Source organism: Mycobacterium sp. E1214, from assembly GCF_001666755.1.
Lineage (GTDB): Bacteria > Actinomycetota > Actinomycetes > Mycobacteriales > Mycobacteriaceae > Mycobacterium.
Window position 1 is genome coordinate 90,193 of record NZ_LZJC01000165.1, and the last position, 15,365, is coordinate 105,557.

The window sequence follows — 15,365 nt, forward strand, 5'->3', positions numbered from 1 at the left end:
GCGTGGCCAAGGAATTCGACCGCCTCGACGATTCGCTGCGGGACTTCATCGGCGAGCAGGCCGTGTTCTTCGTGGCTACCGCCCCTTCCGAAGGTGGCCGGATCAACCTGTCGCCCAAGGGTTACGGCGATACCTTCGCGGTGCTCGACGACCACACCGTCGCGTATCTGGACCTGTTCGGCAGCGGCGTCGAGACTGTCGCGCACCTGCGCGACAACGGCCGGATCACCGTCATGTTCTGCTCGTTCACCCGCAGCTCGCGGATCCTGCGGCTGTTCGGCACCGGGCGCGTGGTGCGCCCGGACGACGTCGAGTTCGCCTCCCTGGCAGCGCATTTCGGCGATCGGCACGCCGGGGTGCGCAGCGTCATCGTGATCGCCGTCGAGCGCATCGCCGACGCCTGCGGCTTCGCGGTGCCCTACTACGAGCTCGTCGACGAGCGGCCGGTGCTCGACAAAGCGCACGCCAAGGCCACCGACCGCACGTGGGCCGGCGCCGTCGCGCGCAACCAACGCAGCATCGACGGGCTGCCCGGCCTCGACGCCGACCACCCGGCGCCGCGCTAGCTCAGATGGCGCGCTTGAGGTCGTCGACCTTGTTCAGCTGCTCCCACGGCAGCTCGATGTCGGTGCGGCCGAAGTGGCCGTACGCGGCGGTCGGCGCGTAGATCGGGCGCAGCAGGTCCAGGTCGCGCACGATCGCGCCGGGCCGCAGGTCGAACACCTCGGGCACGATCTTCTCGATCTTGACCGGGTCGACGGTGGCGGTGCCGAACGTCTCGATGAACAGCCCGACCGGGGCGGCCTTGCCGATGGCGTAGGCCACCTGCACCTCTACCCGCTCCGCCAGGCCGGCGGCGACGATGTTCTTGGCCACCCACCGCATCGCGTACGCCGCCGAGCGGTCCACCTTGGACGGGTCCTTGCCGGAGAAGGCGCCGCCGCCGTGGCGGGCCCAGCCACCGTAGGTGTCGACGATGATCTTGCGCCCGGTCAGGCCGGCGTCGCCCTGCGGGCCGCCGATGACGAACTTGCCGGTCGGGTTGATCAGGACGCGAGTGGACGACGAGTCCAGCGTCTCGTGCGCCAATTCCGTCAGGACGGTCTCCAGGACGTGCTTGCGGATGTCGGGATCCAGCGTCTTCTCCAGGTCGATCCCGTCGGCGTGCTGCGTGGAGACCACCACGGTGTCCAGCCGCACCGGGACGTTGTCCTCGTACCCGATGGTGACCTGCGTCTTGCCGTCGGGGCGCAGGTAGGGCAGCGTGCCGTTCTTGCGGACCTCGGTCAGCTTGCGCGCCAGCCGGTGCGCCAGCGCGATCGGCAGCGGCATCAGTTCCGGGGTGTCGCTGATCGCGTAGCCGAACATCAGGCCCTGGTCGCCGGCGCCCTGGGAGTCCAGCGGGTCCGCGGCGCCCTCGACACGCGTCTCGTGCGCCGTGTCCACGCCCTGCGCGATGTCGGGTGACTGGCGGCCGATGCCGATGTTGACGCCGGCGGTCTCGCCGTCGAAACCCTTGTCGGACGAGTCGTAGCCGATGTCGAGGATCCGCTGCCGGACGATGTTGGGAATGTCGGCGAACGCCTCCTTGGCGGCCGTGGTGACCTCACCGATGACGTGCACCTGACCGGTCGTGACGGCCGTCTCGACGGCCACACGTGAACGCGGGTCCCCCGCCAGCAGCGCGTCGAGGACCGAGTCGCTGATCGCGTCACAGATCTTGTCCGGATGCCCCTCGGTCACCGACTCGCTGGTAAACAGGCGACCCTTTTCGCTCACAATCACAATCCTTCCAATTAGTTAGTAAGCCGAATTATATCGGTCTGCGGCGGGCGCCCGGCACCCGTCCCGGTGCCGGGGCGACGGACGTCCTATGCGGTGCCGCCGTGCAGGAACGCGGCGATCGCATCCACGATACGACTGGCCATCAGCGTCTTGGAGCCGTGCTGCAGCGCCGCCTCGGTCCCGTCGGACGCCAGCAACCAGCCGTCGTTGCTGTCCACCTCGAACGCGCGGCCCTCGCCGACGGCGTTGACGACCAGCAGGTCGCAGCCCTTCCTGCGCAATTTGGCGCGGGCGTGAAACAGCACGTCGCCGGCGGCGTCACCGGTCTCGGCGGCGAACCCCACGATGGCGTGCATGTTGGGCAGCTCGCCGTGCGCGCGGGAGCGCACCACGCCGGCCAGCACGTCGTCGTTGCGGATCAGGTCGATCGTCGGGGCCGCGTCGGAGGCGTCCGGGCTTTTTTTAATCTTGGCGGCGGCAACGTGGGCGGGCCGGAAGTCGGCGACCGCGGCGGCCATCACCAGCACGTCGGCCTCGGGCGCGTGCTTGGACACCGCGTTGCCGAGCTGTTCGGCGGAGCTGACGTGCACGACGTCGACACCGGCGGGGTCGACCAGCCCGGCGGTGTGGCCGGCGATCAGGGTGACCTGGGCGCCGCGCTGGGCGGCCACCCGCGCGACGGCGTAACCCTGCTTGCCCGAGCTGCGGTTGCCGACGAAGCGCACCGGGTCGATGGGTTCGCGGGTGCCGCCGGCGGTGACCAGCACCCGGCAGCCGGCCAGGTCGTAGGGCAGCGCGTCGTGGCGCTCCAGCAGCAGCTCGGCCAGGGTGGTGATCTCCTCGGCCTCGGGCAGCCGCCCCGACCCGCTGTCCGAGCCGGTGAGCCGCCCCGCGGCGGGCTCGAGGACCACCGCGCCGCGGCGGCGCAGCGTGGCGACGTTGTCCACGGTCGCAGGGTGCAGCCACATCTCGGTGTGCATGGCCGGCGCGAACAGCACCGGGCACCGGGCGGTCAGCAGGGTCGCGGTCAGCAGGTCATCGGCGCGGCCGGCCACGGCGCGGGCCAGCAGGTCCGCGGTGGCCGGGGCAACGACGACCAGGTCGGCCTGCTTGCCGAGCTGGACGTGCGGCACCTCGGGGACGTCGTCGAAGACCCCGGTGCGCACGGGCTGGCCGGAGAGCGCCTCGAAGGTCGCGGCGCCGACGAAACGCAGCGCCGATTCGGTGGGGATGACGCGGACCGAGTGGCCGGCCTCGGAGAGCTGACGGACGACGGTGCACGCCTTGTAGGCGGCGATACCGCCGGCTACCCCGACGACGACCCGTTTACGGTCCACAGCGCGCCCGGCCTATTACTCGCCCTCGGTGTGCTCGAGCAGGTCGGCGTGGATCTCGCGCATCGCGATGGACAGCGGCTTTTCCTGCAGGCCGGGCTCGACCAGCGGGCCCACGTACTCGAGGATGCCCTCGCCGAGCTGGTTGTAGTAGTCGTTGATCTGGCGGGCCCGCTTGGCGGCGTAGATCACCAGGGCGTACTTGCTGGACACGCGGTCCAGCAGCTCGTCGATCGGCGGGTTGGTGATGCCCAACGGCGTGTCGTAGGCGCTCTGGCCGCCGGCGGCCGGGTCGAACTGGTCGGGGACGGCGGACAGCGTCGCGTCGGGCTGGGAAATACTCACGAAGGTCAATCTCCTTGGCGGGCTAGAGCCCCGAAACGGCGCGCGGGCCGCTAAGAAACTCGGTGTTCACTCGTGCTCGGATGGGGTCTGCCGGGTGGCCTGACCGGCCTGGTGGTGCGGGCTCGGCGCAGTTCCCACCAGCAAGGATACCAATTCGGCGCAGGCAGACTCCAATCGACTGTTGACCACCACGCGGTCGAAGTCGTCCTGAGCGGCCATTTCGATGCGGGCGGTCTCGAGCCGGCGCTCGATCGCCTCCGGGGTTTCGGTGCCGCGGCCGATCAGCCTGGCCTGCAGGTCGTCCCAGCTGGGCGGCGCCAGGAACACGGTCAGGGCCTCGGGCATCGCCCGCTTGACCGCCCGGGCCCCGGCCAGGTCGACCTCGATGAGGACGGGGAAGCCGCCGGCGGTGGCGGCCCGGACCGGCTCGGCCAGGGTGCCGGACCGCTGCAGGCCGCCGTGGATCTCGGCCCACTCGAGCAGCGCGCCCTCGTCGATGAGCTGCTGAAATTGCCCGGGGCTGACGAAGTGGTAGTCGACGCCGTCCACCTCGCCGGGCCGGGGCGCGCGCGTCGTGGCCGAGACGGAGAAGTGCAGGTCCGGGATGCGCTCGCGCAGGCAGCGAACCACGGTCGATTTACCGACCGCGGAGGGACCGGACAGCACGACCACCCGTCCCTGACCTGATCGGTCGGGACGTGCCCCGTGCTCGGTGTCCGGTCCCCCGCCAGCGCTCATCGGCGCCCCGCGGTCGGTACGCCCGCAGGACAGGCTCGATCGTCCGCCTCGTCAGGCCATGCGGCGGCCTGCATCGTCGGCGGACGGGTTAGGAGCCGAACTTTTCCAGCAGGGCCTTGCGCTGCCGATCACCGAGGCCACGCAGGCGGCGGGTGGGGGCGATCTCCAGCTCGGTCATGATCTCCTGCGCCTTGACCTTGCCCACCTTGGGCAACGCCTCCAGCAGCGCCGAAACCTTCATCTTGCCCAAGACCTCGTCGGTCTCGGCGTCCTTGAGCACCTGGCTCAGGTTGGTGCCGCCGCGCTTCAGCCGGTCCTTGAGCTCCGCGCGCGCTCGACGTGCGGCAGCCGCCTTCTCCAACGCGGCCGCGCGCTGCTCGTCGGTCAACTGGGGAAGGGCCACGATTCCTCCGTATCTGATCAATCAATCGCAATCGATCTCTTTGTGTCTCTGCCGGGTACTTCAGCCAGCGGGAACGACCGTACTGCGGCCTCCTGACGAAATCTAACCCGCCCCCCTGGTTACGGGGACAAACGCCCAGCATGACCGGGGGTGCGGCGCGGTCACGCGCGGCGCCCCAACCGGCGCGGCGAACCCCCGCGCACCGACCGGCAGGGCCCCTCACCCGGCCGTCGCGGATTCCGCTTACAGGGCTCTGAACAGCGGTTATGCCGTGTCGGAGCGGGCAGTGCGCGCCGCCGGAGGCGTTGCGGCGGGCCGCCGCGGCGGGGCGCCGGCGCGAACCCGGCGCGCCCGGTGCGGCGGATCACGCATTTTTCGTGCCGTGTCGCGCGTGTCGCGCCGGCGGTCGCTGCAGGTCGGCGCCCCTGCGCGGGCGCCGCGGCGGCGTCTGGCTAGAGCGACTGCAGGTAGGACACGGCGTCCAGCATCCGTTCGGCGGCGGCCCGCAGGTCCGCCACGTTCGGGCCGGCGCGCAGCACCTCGCGGGCCACCGCGGGCAGCAGCTGCCCGGGGTCGGCCCCGCCGAGCCCGGCCAGCCCCTCGGGCCGGCCGCCCTGCACGCCGAGGCCGGGCACCAGGACCGGGCCGCCCAGCGCGCTCAGGTCGGGCGGCGTGAGGACCGTCGCGCCGACCACGACGCCGACGTAGCCGGGCCCGAACGGGGCGGCCGACCGGTTCACCACGGCGGCCTGGTCGACGACCAGCTGCGCGACCGTGCGGCCGTCGAACGCGGCGCGCTGCACCGTCGCGCCCTCCGGGTTGGAGGTGGCGGCCAGCACGAACACCCCGCGGTCGTTGGCCGCGGCGGTCTCGAGCAGCGGCCGCAGGGAGCCGAACCCGAGGTAGGGGGCGGCCGTCACGGCGTCCGCGGCCAGCGGGGAGTCGCCCGCCCACGCCGTGGCGTAGGCGGCCATGGTCGTGCCGATGTCACCGCGCTTGGCGTCGGCGAGCACCAGCACGCCGGCCGCCCGCAGCGCGGCGATGGTGCGTTCGAGCACGGCGAAGCCCGCCGCGCCGTACGCCTCGAAGAACGCCACCTGCGGTTTGACGACGGCGAATCCGGCGAACGCCTCGACGCAGATGTCGCTGAAGGCCGCCAGCCCGTCGGCGCTGGTGGGCAGGCCCCAGGCCCGCAGCAGCTCGGTGTGCGGGTCGATGCCCAGGCACAGCGGCCCGCGGCTGGCTTTGGCCGCGGCCAACCGGGCGCCGAACCCGGTCACGGCGCCTCGTCCCCCACGGCGGCCCCGGTGCCGAGCTGGCTGTGCAGCTCCTGCAGGCAGCGCACCCCGATGTCGCCGCGGATGCCCGCCTCGATGCCCTGGATGGCCGCCGAGGCGCCCTGCACCGTGGTGACGCACGGGATGTTGACCGACACCGCGGCCGAACGGATCTCGTAGCCGTCGACGCGGGGGCCGGAGTTGCCGTAGGGGGTGTTGATCACCATGTCGACCTCGCCGGCCCTGATGGCGTCCACCGCCGAGGCCGTCGGGCGCCCCGGCTGCGGGGGCTCGAAGTGCTTGCGCACCTCGTCGCACGGAATCCCATTGCGGCGCAAGGTTTCCGCGGTCCCCTCGGTGGCCAGCACCCGAAATCCCAAGTCGGCCAGGCGCTTGACGGGGAACACCAGCGACCGCTTGTCGCGGTTGGCGACCGAGACGAACACCGTGCCCTGCGCCGGCAACGATCCGTAGGCCGCGGTCTGGCTCTTGGCGAAGGCGGTGCCGAAGTCGCGGTCGATGCCCATCACCTCACCGGTGGACTTCATCTCCGGGCCGAGCAGCGAGTCGATGGCGGCCCCGTCGACGCGGCGGAACCGGTGGAACGGCAGCACGGCCTCCTTGACCGCGATGGGCGCGTCGTGCGCGGCGTGGGCGCCGTCCCCCGACGCGGCCAACATCCCTTCCTCGCGCAGCGTCGCGATGCTGGCGCCCAACATGACTCGCGCGCACGCCTTGGCGAGGGGCACCGCGGTGGCCTTCGACACGAACGGCACCGTGCGGCTGGCGCGCGGGTTGGCCTCCAGGACGTAGAGGACGTCGTCCTTGAGCGCGTACTGCACGTTGAGCAGCCCCACCACGCCGATGCCGTGCGCGATGGCCTCGGTCGCGCGGCGCACCTTCTCGATGTCGCTGCGCCCCAGCGTCACCGGCGGCAGCGCGCACGCCGAGTCACCGGAGTGGATGCCGGCTTCCTCGATGTGCTCCATGATCCCGCCGATGTAGACCTCGGTGCCGTCGCACAGCGCGTCGACGTCGATCTCCACCGCGTCCTCGAGGAAGCGGTCGACGAGCACCGGATGCTCCGGGGACAGCTCGGTGGCGCGGGTGATGTAGTCGCGCAGCGTGTCCTGGTCGTAGACGATCTCCATGCCACGCCCGCCGAGCACGTACGACGGCCGCACCAGGACCGGGTAGCCGATGTCCTCGGCGATCCGGCGGGCCTGCGCGAACGTCGTGGCCATGCCGTATTTCGGCGCCGGCAGGCCCGCGGTGGCGAGCACGTCGCCGAAGGCGCCCCGGTCCTCGGCCAGGTCGATGGCTTCCGGCGGCGTGCCCACGATGGGCACCCCCGCGTCGGCCAGGCGCTGCGCCAGGCCGAGCGGGGTTTGCCCGCCGAGTTGCACGATCACCCCGACGACGCCGGGGCCGCCCGCGCCGGACTGCGCCTCGGCGTGGAAGACCTCGAGCACGTCCTCGAACGTCAGCGGCTCGAAGTACAGCCGGTCGGCGGTGTCGTAGTCGGTGGACACCGTCTCCGGGTTGCAGTTCACCATCACGGTCTCGAACCCGGCCTGGGACAACGTCTTTGCCGCGTGCACGCAGCTGTAGTCGAACTCGATGCCCTGGCCGATGCGGTTGGGACCCGAGCCCAGGATCAGCACCTTGGGCCTCTCGGTCTGCGGGGCCACCTCGGTCTCGGCCGCCGGGTCGAGTTCGTAGGCGCTGTAGTGGTACGGCGTCTTGGCCTCGAATTCCGCCGCGCAGGTGTCCACCGTCTTGTAGACCGGGTGGACGCCGAGGCGCTCGCGCAGCGACCGCACCCCGTTCTCCCCCGCCAGCTCGGGCCGCAGCGCGGCGATCTGGCGGTCGGAAAGGCCGCTGTGCTTGGCCCTGCGCAGCAGGTCCGCGTCGAGGACGGGCGCGTCGATCAGTTCGCTGCGCAGCCTGCCGAGCTCGGCGATCTGCGCGACGAACCACGGATCGACGCCGCTGGCCTGCGCGACGTCCTCGATCGAGGCACCCAGCCGCAGCGCCAGCTCGATGTCGTAGAGCCGGCCCTCGGTGGGCGTGCGCAGCCGGGCCAGCACCTCGGCCGGCCCGTTTTCGGCCGCCGCCGGATCATCGGGTTTGGTCCAGAACCCGGCGCGGGTGGTCTCCAGGGACCGCATCACCTTGCCGAGCGCCTCGACGAAGTTGCGGCCCAACGCCATCGCCTCGCCGACCGACTTCATCGTGGTGGTCAGGGTGGGGTCGGCGCCGGGAAACTTCTCGAACGCGAACCGCGGCGCCTTGACCACGACGTAGTCCAGGGTGGGCTCGAAGCAGGCGGGCGTCTCCTTGGTGATGTCGTTGACGATCTCGTCCAGCGTGTAACCGATGGCCAGCTTGGCGGCGATCTTGGCGATTGGGAAGCCGGTGGCCTTGGACGCCAACGCGCTCGAGCGCGACACCCGCGGGTTCATCTCGATGACGATCAGCCGGCCGTCGCTCGGGTCGATCGCGAATTGGATGTTGCAGCCGCCGGTGTCGACGCCGACCTCGCGCAGGATGGCGATGCCGAGGTCGCGCATCCGCTGGTATTCGCGGTCGGTCAGCGTCATGGCCGGCGCGACGGTGACCGAGTCGCCGGTGTGCACGCCCATCGGGTCGACGTTCTCGATCGAGCACACGACCACCACGTTGTCGCGGCCGTCGCGCATCAGCTCGAGTTCGTATTCCTTCCAGCCGTAGATGGATTCCTCGATCAGGACGTTGGCGCTGGGCGAGGCGGCCAGGCCGGCGCCGGCCATCCGCTCGACGGCCTCGGCGGAGTCGGCCATGCCCGACCCCAGCCCACCCATGGTGAAGCTGGGCCGGACCACCACCGGCAGGCCCAGCTCGGCGACGGTCTCGCGGACCTCGTCCATGGTGAAACACACGCGGCTGCGGGCGGATTCACCGCCGACCTTGGCGACGATGTCTTTGAACCGCTGCCGGTCCTCGCCGCGCTGGATGGCGTCGAAATCGGCGCCGATCAGCTCGACGCCGTAGCGCTCCAGCGCCCCGTTCTCGTACAGCGCGACCGCGGTATTGAGCGCCGTCTGCCCGCCGAGGGTGGCCAGCACCGCGTCGATCTTGTTGCCGCGCTGGGCCTGCTGGGCGATCACCCGTTCGACGAAGGCCGGGGTGATCGGCTCGACGTAGGTGAAGTCGGCGTATTCCGGGTCGGTCATGATGGTCGCCGGGTTGGAGTTGATCAGGCTGACCTGCAGGCCCTCGGCGCGCAGCACCCGGCAGGCCTGGGTGCCCGAATAGTCGAATTCGGCGGCCTGGCCGATCACGATCGGCCCGGAGCCGATCACCAGCACGTGCTTGAGGTCGGTGCGACGCGGCACTAGCGCCCCTTTCCGCGATGTTGCTCCGCCATCAGATCGATGAACTGGTCGAACAGGTACTCCGCATCGTGCGGCCCGCCCGCGGCCTCGGGATGGTACTGCACCGAAAACGCGGGTCCGTCAACGAGTTTGACGCCCTCGACCACCCCGTCGTTGGCGCAGGTGTGGCTCACGACCGCCGGGCCGAACGGGGTGTCGAACCGCTGGCCGGCCTCCCCCTCCAGCGCGAAGCCGTGGTTCTGGGAGGTGACGGCCACCCGGCCGGTCACGTGGTCGATCACCGGGATGTTGATGCCGCGGTGCCCGAAGACCATCTTGTAGGTGGACAGTCCCAGCGCGCGGCCCAGAATCTGGTTGCCGAAGCAGATGCCGAACAGCGGGATCCCGGCGCCCAGCACCTCGCGGGTGAGCGCGACCACATGGTCGGCGGTCGCCGGATCGCCGGGGCCGTTGGACAAGAAGACGCCGTCGGGTTGCAGGTCGGCGATCCGCTCGAACGTCGCCGACGACGGCAGGACGTGGGTGCGGATGCCGCGCCGGGCGAAGTTGCGCGGCGTGTTGGTCTTGATGCCCAGGTCCAGGGCGGCGACGGTGAACCGTTGCGGCCCTTCGGGATCCACGACGTAAGCGTCGGGCGTGGTGACCTCCCCCGCGAGGTCGGCACCCAGCATCGAGGGCTGCTCCCGCACGCGTCGCACCAGTTCCTGCGGGTCGGCGAGCGCGTCGCCGGAGAACACCCCGGCCTTCATGGACCCGCGGGTGCGCAGGTGCCGCACCACCGCGCGGGTGTCGATGCCGGCGATCCCGACGATCTGCTGACGGACCAGCTCGTCCTCCAGGGTGCCGTTGGCGCGCCAGTTCGACACCCGCGGCGACGGATCGCGCACCGCGTACCCGGCCACCCAGATCTTGTCGCCGCGGCTCTCGGCGTCCTCGGAGTTCCAGCCGGTGTTGCCGATCTGCGGGGCGGTGGCCACCACGATCTGGCGGTGATAGCTCGGGTCGGTCAGCGTCTCCTGGTAGCCGGACATGCCGGTGGAAAACACCGCCTCGCCCAGCGTTTGACCGACCTTGCCGAACGCCGTGCCGGTGAAGACGCGGCCGTCTTCGAGAACCAACTGCGCCTTGCTCACGCTACCTCTTCCTCCCGGCCGTCCCGCCGGTCTTCCAGCCACCCGTCATAGTCGTGGCGGTCGTTGCCCCGAAATCCGGTGTCGATCTCGACGCCCGAGGGCAGCCGCCAGCGAATCGCCAGGATCGAGTTCTTGCCGGCGACCTTGCCGGCCATGCCGCGCTCCGTGCGGACGGCCGAAATCGCTTCCTGCGGAATCCAGATGGGGTTGGCGCGGATGCGCTCGAGCAGGATGCCCGCGGAGTATCGGGTCAACACCGCCTTGCTGCGGTATCCCAGGTCGCCGGCCGTGATCCGGTCGTTCCACGCCGGTGCCAGCGTGCAGCCGACATAGACGCCCGGGATGGTGGCGATCGCGGCGCCGACGGTGTCGGGCACGTCGGGCAGTTCACCGATGAGCTCCGTCTGCCGCTGCGCGCGGTGTCGCCAGCCGCGCATCATCAGCTGAATCACCACGGCGATGACCACCACCAGCACGGCCGCGAAGATGAGCGACCCGACCAAGGTGCCGGAATTCATGCCGGGCACTTCCCTTCTCGCGCGGTCACCGTGCCGCGCAACAGGGTGGCGGTCACGGTGGCGGGCAGGGTCATCGCCTCGAACGGCGTGTTGGCCGACCGGCTGGCCAAGCCGGACCCGGCGACGGTCCAGGTGGCGTCCGGGTCGACGACCGTGAGGTTGGCCGGTTCGCCGACCTCTAGCGGCCGGCCCTGGTCCGGCAACCCGACGATGCGCGCGGGGTTCTCGCTCATCACCCGGGCCACGCCGCGCCAATCCAACAGCCCCGGCACCACCATGGTCTGCACCACGACCGACAGCGCCGTCTGCAGCCCCAGCATGCCGGGCCGCGCGGCGGAGAACTCGCAGCACTTCTCGTGCTCGGCGTGCGGCGCGTGATCGGTGGCCACGCAGTCGATGACGCCGGCGGCCAGCGCCTCGCGCAGCGCCGCGGCGTCGGTGGCCTCCCGCAGCGGCGGGTTGACGCGATTCACCCCTTCGTAGCTGGCCAGCCTGCCGTCGTCGAGCATCAGGTGGTGCGGGGTGACCTCGGCAGTGATCGAAATTCCTTGCGCCTTAGCCCATTTCAGCAACTCGACGGTGCCGGCGGTGGAGGCGTGGCAGATGTGCACCCGGGCGCCGGCGTCACGCGCCAGCAGCGCGTCGCGCGCGACGATCGACTCCTCGGCCGCCCGCGGCCACCCCGACAAGCCGAGGCGCGCGGCGGTGGGTCCCTCGTGGGCGACCGCACCGACGGTCAACCGGGGCTCCTCGGCGTGCTGCGCGACCAGCACACCGAGGCCGGTGGCGTATTCCAGGGCGCGACGCATCACCAGCGGGTCGTGCACGCAGACACCGTCGTCGGAGAACATCCGGACCTGGGCGGCACCGGCGGCCATCATGCCCATCTCGGTGAGTTCGGTGCCGGCCAGGCCGACGGTGACGGCTCCCACGGGGTGCACATCGACGAGGCCGACCTGCTGACCGCGGTGCCATACGTGGTCGGTGACCACCGGGCTGTCGGCGACCGGGTTGGTGTTGGCCATCGCGAAGACCGCGGTGTAGCCGCCCAACGCCGCTGCGGCCGAGCCGGTTTCGATGTCCTCGGCGTATTCGCGGCCCGGCTCGCGCAGGTGGGTGTGCAGGTCGACGAACCCGGGCAGCAACACCTGCCCGGCCGCGTCGAGCACGTCGGCCGTGTCGGGGACGTCGAGGCCGGTCCCGATCCGGGCGATCTGACCCTCGAAGCCGGGAACGTCGACGAGCACGTCGACGGGGTCGCCCTCCCCGTACAACCGCACGCCGCGGATCAGCACCGTCACGCCACACCCACCTCCCCGGCGGACTCGGTGCCGACCAGCACGTGGAACAGCACCGCCATCCGCACGTGCACACCGTTGGAAACCTGTTGCAGCACTGCCGATTGCGAGGAGTCGGCCACCGAGGAGGCGATCTCCATGCCGCGCAGCATCGGGCCGGGGTGCAGCACCACGGCGTGACCGGGCAGCAGCGCCTGGCGCCGATCGGAGAGCCCGTAGCGGGCGGAGTATTCGCGCACCGACGGGAAGAAGCCGCCGTTCATCCGCTCGGCCTGCACCCGCAGCATCAGCACCGCGTCGGCGGCGGGCAGCTCGGCGTCGAGGTCCCCGGTGACGGTGACGGGCCAGCCGTCGACCCCCACCGGCAGCAGCGTCGGCGGGGCGACCAGCACTACCTCCGCGCCCAGGGTGTGCAGCAGCATCACGTTCGAGCGCGCGACCCGGCTGTGCAGGATGTCGCCGACGATCACGACGCGCCGACCCTCGATGCCACCCAGCCGCTGGCGGATGGTCAACGCGTCCAGCAGCGCCTGGGTCGGGTGCTCGTGCGTGCCGTCGCCGGCGTTGATCACCGACGGACCCGAATTCTCCTGCGCCGCAGTCCAGTCGGCGAGTAGGTGAGCCGCCCCAGAGGCCGGGTGGCGAATGATGAGCGCGTCGGCGCCGGCCGCGCGCAGGGTCAGGGCGGTGTCGCGCAGCGACTCCCCCTTGCCGACGGACGACCCCGTCGCGCTGACGTTGATGACGTCGGCGCTCATCCATTTGCCGGCCACCTCGAACGACACCCGGGTGCGGGTGGAGTTCTCGTAGAACATCGTGATGATCGTGCGGCCGCGCAGCGTCGGCAGCTTCTTGATCTCGCGGCCCACCAGCGCCTGGGAGAACCGGTCGGCGTCGTCGAGGATGGCGGTGGCGTCGTCGCGGGTCAGGTCACCGGCGGCGAGAAGGTGGCGGGTCATCGGGAAATCACCACCCCGTCGCGGTCGTCGTGCTCGCTCAGCAGGACGTGCACGCTCTCGGTGCGCGAGGTGGGGACGTTCTTGCCGACGTAGTCGGCGCGCAGCGGCAGCTCGCGGTGGCCGCGGTCCACCAGCACCGCCAGCTGCACCACCCGGGGGCGGCCGACGTCGCGCAGCGCGTCGAGCGCGGAACGCACCGAGCGGCCGGAGTACAGGACGTCGTCGACCAGGATCACCAGGGCGCCGTCGATGCCGCCCGCCGGGATCGCGGTGGCCTCCAGCGGACGGGGCGGCTTCTGCATCAGGTCGTCGCGGTACAGCGTGATGTCCAGGGCGCCGTGCCCGACCTGCACGCCGCTGTATTCGCCGATGTGAGCGGCCAGCCGGTTGGCGAGGATGACCCCGCGGGTCGGGATGCCCAACAGCACCACGCGCGGCGCATCCGGCGCGTCCAACGCGGTCTTTTCGATGATCTGATGCGCGATACGGGAGATGGTGCGGCCCACGTCGGCCGCCGACATCAACTCCCGGGACTCGCCGCCCTTGATACCGGCAGAGCCGGCGTCGCCCGCAGCACCCATGCGAAAACCTTGACCTCCTTCTCCGCCTCTCCGGACGGATCGTTAAAGGATGTCGACTGCCCGGCAGCCTAGCATCTCTTCACGCGAGGTCGCGGCGGCGTGTCGGCAAACACCGGCACGCCGGCGTCGCTAAGCGCAGTACTGCCCGTTGAGCAGACAGTTCGTCGGTGGCGCGTAGGTGCCGGTGACCACGCCCCGGAAACCGCCGGTGGCCGAGCTCCCGGGCGCGATGGAGTGATTCCAGTTGGCGGGCGTGAGGATGTAGTGAGTGCCGGACTGGGTGACGGTGCTGTTCCAGGTGTGCAGGACGGACTCGTTGGCCGGCAGGTCGAACTCGAGCTTCCAATCGGGCAGCGTCGCCGCACTGGCGTTGGTGACGGTGAAGTGGGCGATGAAGCCGTCCTGCCACGCGTGGGACACCGACAGCGTCGCCGTAACCGCGGCCGCGTGAGCCGCCGGGGCGATAGCGAGCCCCGCGGTGGCGGTGATCGCCGCCGAGACGATCACGGGAAGCGCTGCGCGCCAGCGTTTCACGGAGATGTTCAGTCCGGCCATAGCACCCAAGACTAGAGCCCGGCTTTGTGAACTCACCCCCGCGGCGCGGGTGCGCTGCCGGACCTTTGCGTAACCGCAACCGTCACGAAATCCGGGCTAGCGTCGATGCGGCAGCAAGTAGTCGAGGTCCCGGCGCAAGGCGTGCAGGGCATGGTGCAGGCGACACTTCACCACCGGTTCGGTGATGTTCAGGTCGGCCGCGATCCGGCGCGTCGTCCAGCGCAGGCAGTATGCCCGCACGAAGACCTCGCGATGCGACTGCTCCAGGCGATCGAGTGCCTCCGACACCGCCGCGCGGTCGAACAGCGCACCCAACGCGTCGATCCCCTGGGCTTTCACGAGGGCACGTCCGTCGTGCGGTGGCCGTCGACGCCGGCCGTCACCGCCAGCGAGTTACCGGCGTGCCCGACCTCCTTTTCCAGCAGGTAGCCGAGGATGAAGTCGTGCGACGTCGCCAGGTGCTCGCGGACCAGGCGGGCGGCCAACGCGGCGTCGCCGGCCTCGACGGCCGCCAGGATGTCCAGGTGTTCTCGCACCAGGTGCTCGGTCTGCCCGATCACCTCGAGGTGGACGTAGAGGTAGCGGTCGGTCAGCCCGCGTAATCGTTCGACGAGCTCGATCATTCGCGGGCGGTTCGCGCGCTGGTACACCGCCGCGTGGAAGTCCGCGTTGGCGGTCAGCCAGGTGCGCGCGTCGGCATACTCCTCCATGATCTCGAGCTGCCTGCGCATGGTCAGCAGGTCCGCCCGGCCGACGTTCGGGACGGCGATCTGGGTGGCGAGCGGCTCAACCGCCTCGCGCAGCTCGTAGAGCTCCTGCAACTCCGCCACCGACATTCCCCGCACAGCCGCGGTCGCGTTGGACGTCGGATCCACCAGGCCTTCACCGGCGAGGATCTGCAGCGCGTCACGAACCGGAATGCGGCTCACCGAGAACCGGGCGGCCAGGCTGTGCTGGGAGAGCTTTGCCCCGGGCGCCAAGCCGCCGTGCAGAATCTCCGAGCGCAGCTGCGCCGCCACCCGTTCCGCCGCAGTTCCGTATGCCATCGCACCATCCTGTATA

16 protein-coding genes are annotated in these 15,365 nt (G+C 70.8%); 1 reads left to right on the top strand and 15 read right to left on the bottom strand.

Translation table 11 applies throughout. From position 1 onward, the window contains the following. Positions 1-2 precede the first annotated feature (2 nt). Positions 3-566, top strand: coding sequence for a pyridoxamine 5'-phosphate oxidase family protein (locus A5700_RS23640; RefSeq protein WP_068067170.1), 564 nt, complete (start codon positions 3-5; stop codon positions 564-566). A 1-nt stretch (position 567) separates the two neighbouring features. On the opposite strand, the gene metK is transcribed toward A5700_RS23640, so the two are convergent. The 15 genes from metK to A5700_RS23715 form a co-directional block, all read right to left on the bottom strand. After that, on the bottom strand, positions 568-1,779 hold the full coding sequence (gene metK / locus A5700_RS23645; RefSeq protein WP_068067340.1) for a methionine adenosyltransferase: 1,212 nt from the start codon (positions 1,777-1,779) through the stop codon (positions 568-570). A gap of 92 nt (positions 1,780-1,871) precedes the next feature. After that, a complete protein-coding gene (coaBC, locus tag A5700_RS23650) occupies positions 1,872-3,122 on the bottom strand; it encodes a bifunctional phosphopantothenoylcysteine decarboxylase/phosphopantothenate--cysteine ligase CoaBC (RefSeq protein ID WP_068067163.1) in 1,251 nt (416 codons plus the stop codon). Between the two features lie 15 nt (positions 3,123-3,137). Next, a complete protein-coding gene (gene rpoZ / locus A5700_RS23655) occupies positions 3,138-3,464 on the bottom strand; it encodes a DNA-directed RNA polymerase subunit omega (RefSeq protein ID WP_068067161.1) in 327 nt (108 codons plus the stop codon). Positions 3,465-3,530: 66 nt separating this feature from the next. Continuing rightward, positions 3,531-4,202: a guanylate kinase gene (gmk, locus tag A5700_RS23660; RefSeq protein ID WP_082960378.1), complete on the bottom strand. Its 672-nt coding sequence runs from the start codon at positions 4,200-4,202 to the stop codon at positions 3,531-3,533. Between the two features lie 88 nt (positions 4,203-4,290). Beyond that, a complete protein-coding gene (gene mihF / locus A5700_RS23665) occupies positions 4,291-4,605 on the bottom strand; it encodes an integration host factor, actinobacterial type (RefSeq protein ID WP_003872557.1) in 315 nt (104 codons plus the stop codon). 452 nt (positions 4,606-5,057) lie between these two features. Further along, positions 5,058-5,885, bottom strand: a complete 828-nt coding sequence (gene pyrF, locus A5700_RS23670; RefSeq protein WP_068067155.1) for an orotidine-5'-phosphate decarboxylase — start codon at positions 5,883-5,885, stop codon at positions 5,058-5,060. Continuing rightward, on the bottom strand, positions 5,882-9,259 hold the full coding sequence (carB, locus tag A5700_RS23675; RefSeq protein ID WP_068067152.1) for a carbamoyl-phosphate synthase large subunit: 3,378 nt from the start codon (positions 9,257-9,259) through the stop codon (positions 5,882-5,884). Before carB ends, pyrF begins: the two co-directional genes overlap by 4 nt. Continuing rightward, positions 9,259-10,392, bottom strand: coding sequence for a glutamine-hydrolyzing carbamoyl-phosphate synthase small subunit (carA, locus tag A5700_RS23680; protein ID WP_068067150.1), 1,134 nt, complete (start codon positions 10,390-10,392; stop codon positions 9,259-9,261). Before carA ends, carB begins: the two co-directional genes overlap by 1 nt. Continuing rightward, complete coding sequence (locus A5700_RS23685) at positions 10,389-10,910, bottom strand: transporter (RefSeq protein ID WP_068067337.1); 522 nt, start codon at positions 10,908-10,910, stop codon at positions 10,389-10,391. The genes carA and A5700_RS23685 overlap by 4 nt, the downstream gene beginning before the upstream one ends. Further along, positions 10,907-12,211: a dihydroorotase gene (locus tag A5700_RS23690; RefSeq protein WP_068205063.1), complete on the bottom strand. Its 1,305-nt coding sequence runs from the start codon at positions 12,209-12,211 to the stop codon at positions 10,907-10,909. Before A5700_RS23690 ends, A5700_RS23685 begins: the two co-directional genes overlap by 4 nt. Continuing rightward, positions 12,208-13,167: an aspartate carbamoyltransferase catalytic subunit gene (locus tag A5700_RS23695; protein WP_068067144.1), complete on the bottom strand. Its 960-nt coding sequence runs from the start codon at positions 13,165-13,167 to the stop codon at positions 12,208-12,210. The genes A5700_RS23690 and A5700_RS23695 overlap by 4 nt, the downstream gene beginning before the upstream one ends. Then, a complete protein-coding gene (gene pyrR, locus A5700_RS23700; protein ID WP_068205065.1) occupies positions 13,164-13,748 on the bottom strand; it encodes a bifunctional pyr operon transcriptional regulator/uracil phosphoribosyltransferase PyrR in 585 nt (194 codons plus the stop codon). Before pyrR ends, A5700_RS23695 begins: the two co-directional genes overlap by 4 nt. 129 nt (positions 13,749-13,877) lie before the next feature. Beyond that, positions 13,878-14,303 (bottom strand): cellulose-binding domain-containing protein, encoded by a 426-nt coding sequence (locus A5700_RS23705; protein WP_068066000.1) that lies wholly within the window; start codon positions 14,301-14,303, stop codon positions 13,878-13,880. A gap of 96 nt (positions 14,304-14,399) precedes the next feature. Then, positions 14,400-14,642, bottom strand: a complete 243-nt coding sequence (locus tag A5700_RS23710) for a sigma factor-like helix-turn-helix DNA-binding protein (protein ID WP_068065998.1) — start codon at positions 14,640-14,642, stop codon at positions 14,400-14,402. After that, positions 14,639-15,349: a GntR family transcriptional regulator gene (locus A5700_RS23715; RefSeq protein ID WP_082959769.1), complete on the bottom strand. Its 711-nt coding sequence runs from the start codon at positions 15,347-15,349 to the stop codon at positions 14,639-14,641. Before A5700_RS23715 ends, A5700_RS23710 begins: the two co-directional genes overlap by 4 nt. Between the last annotated feature and the right edge of the window lie 16 nt (positions 15,350-15,365).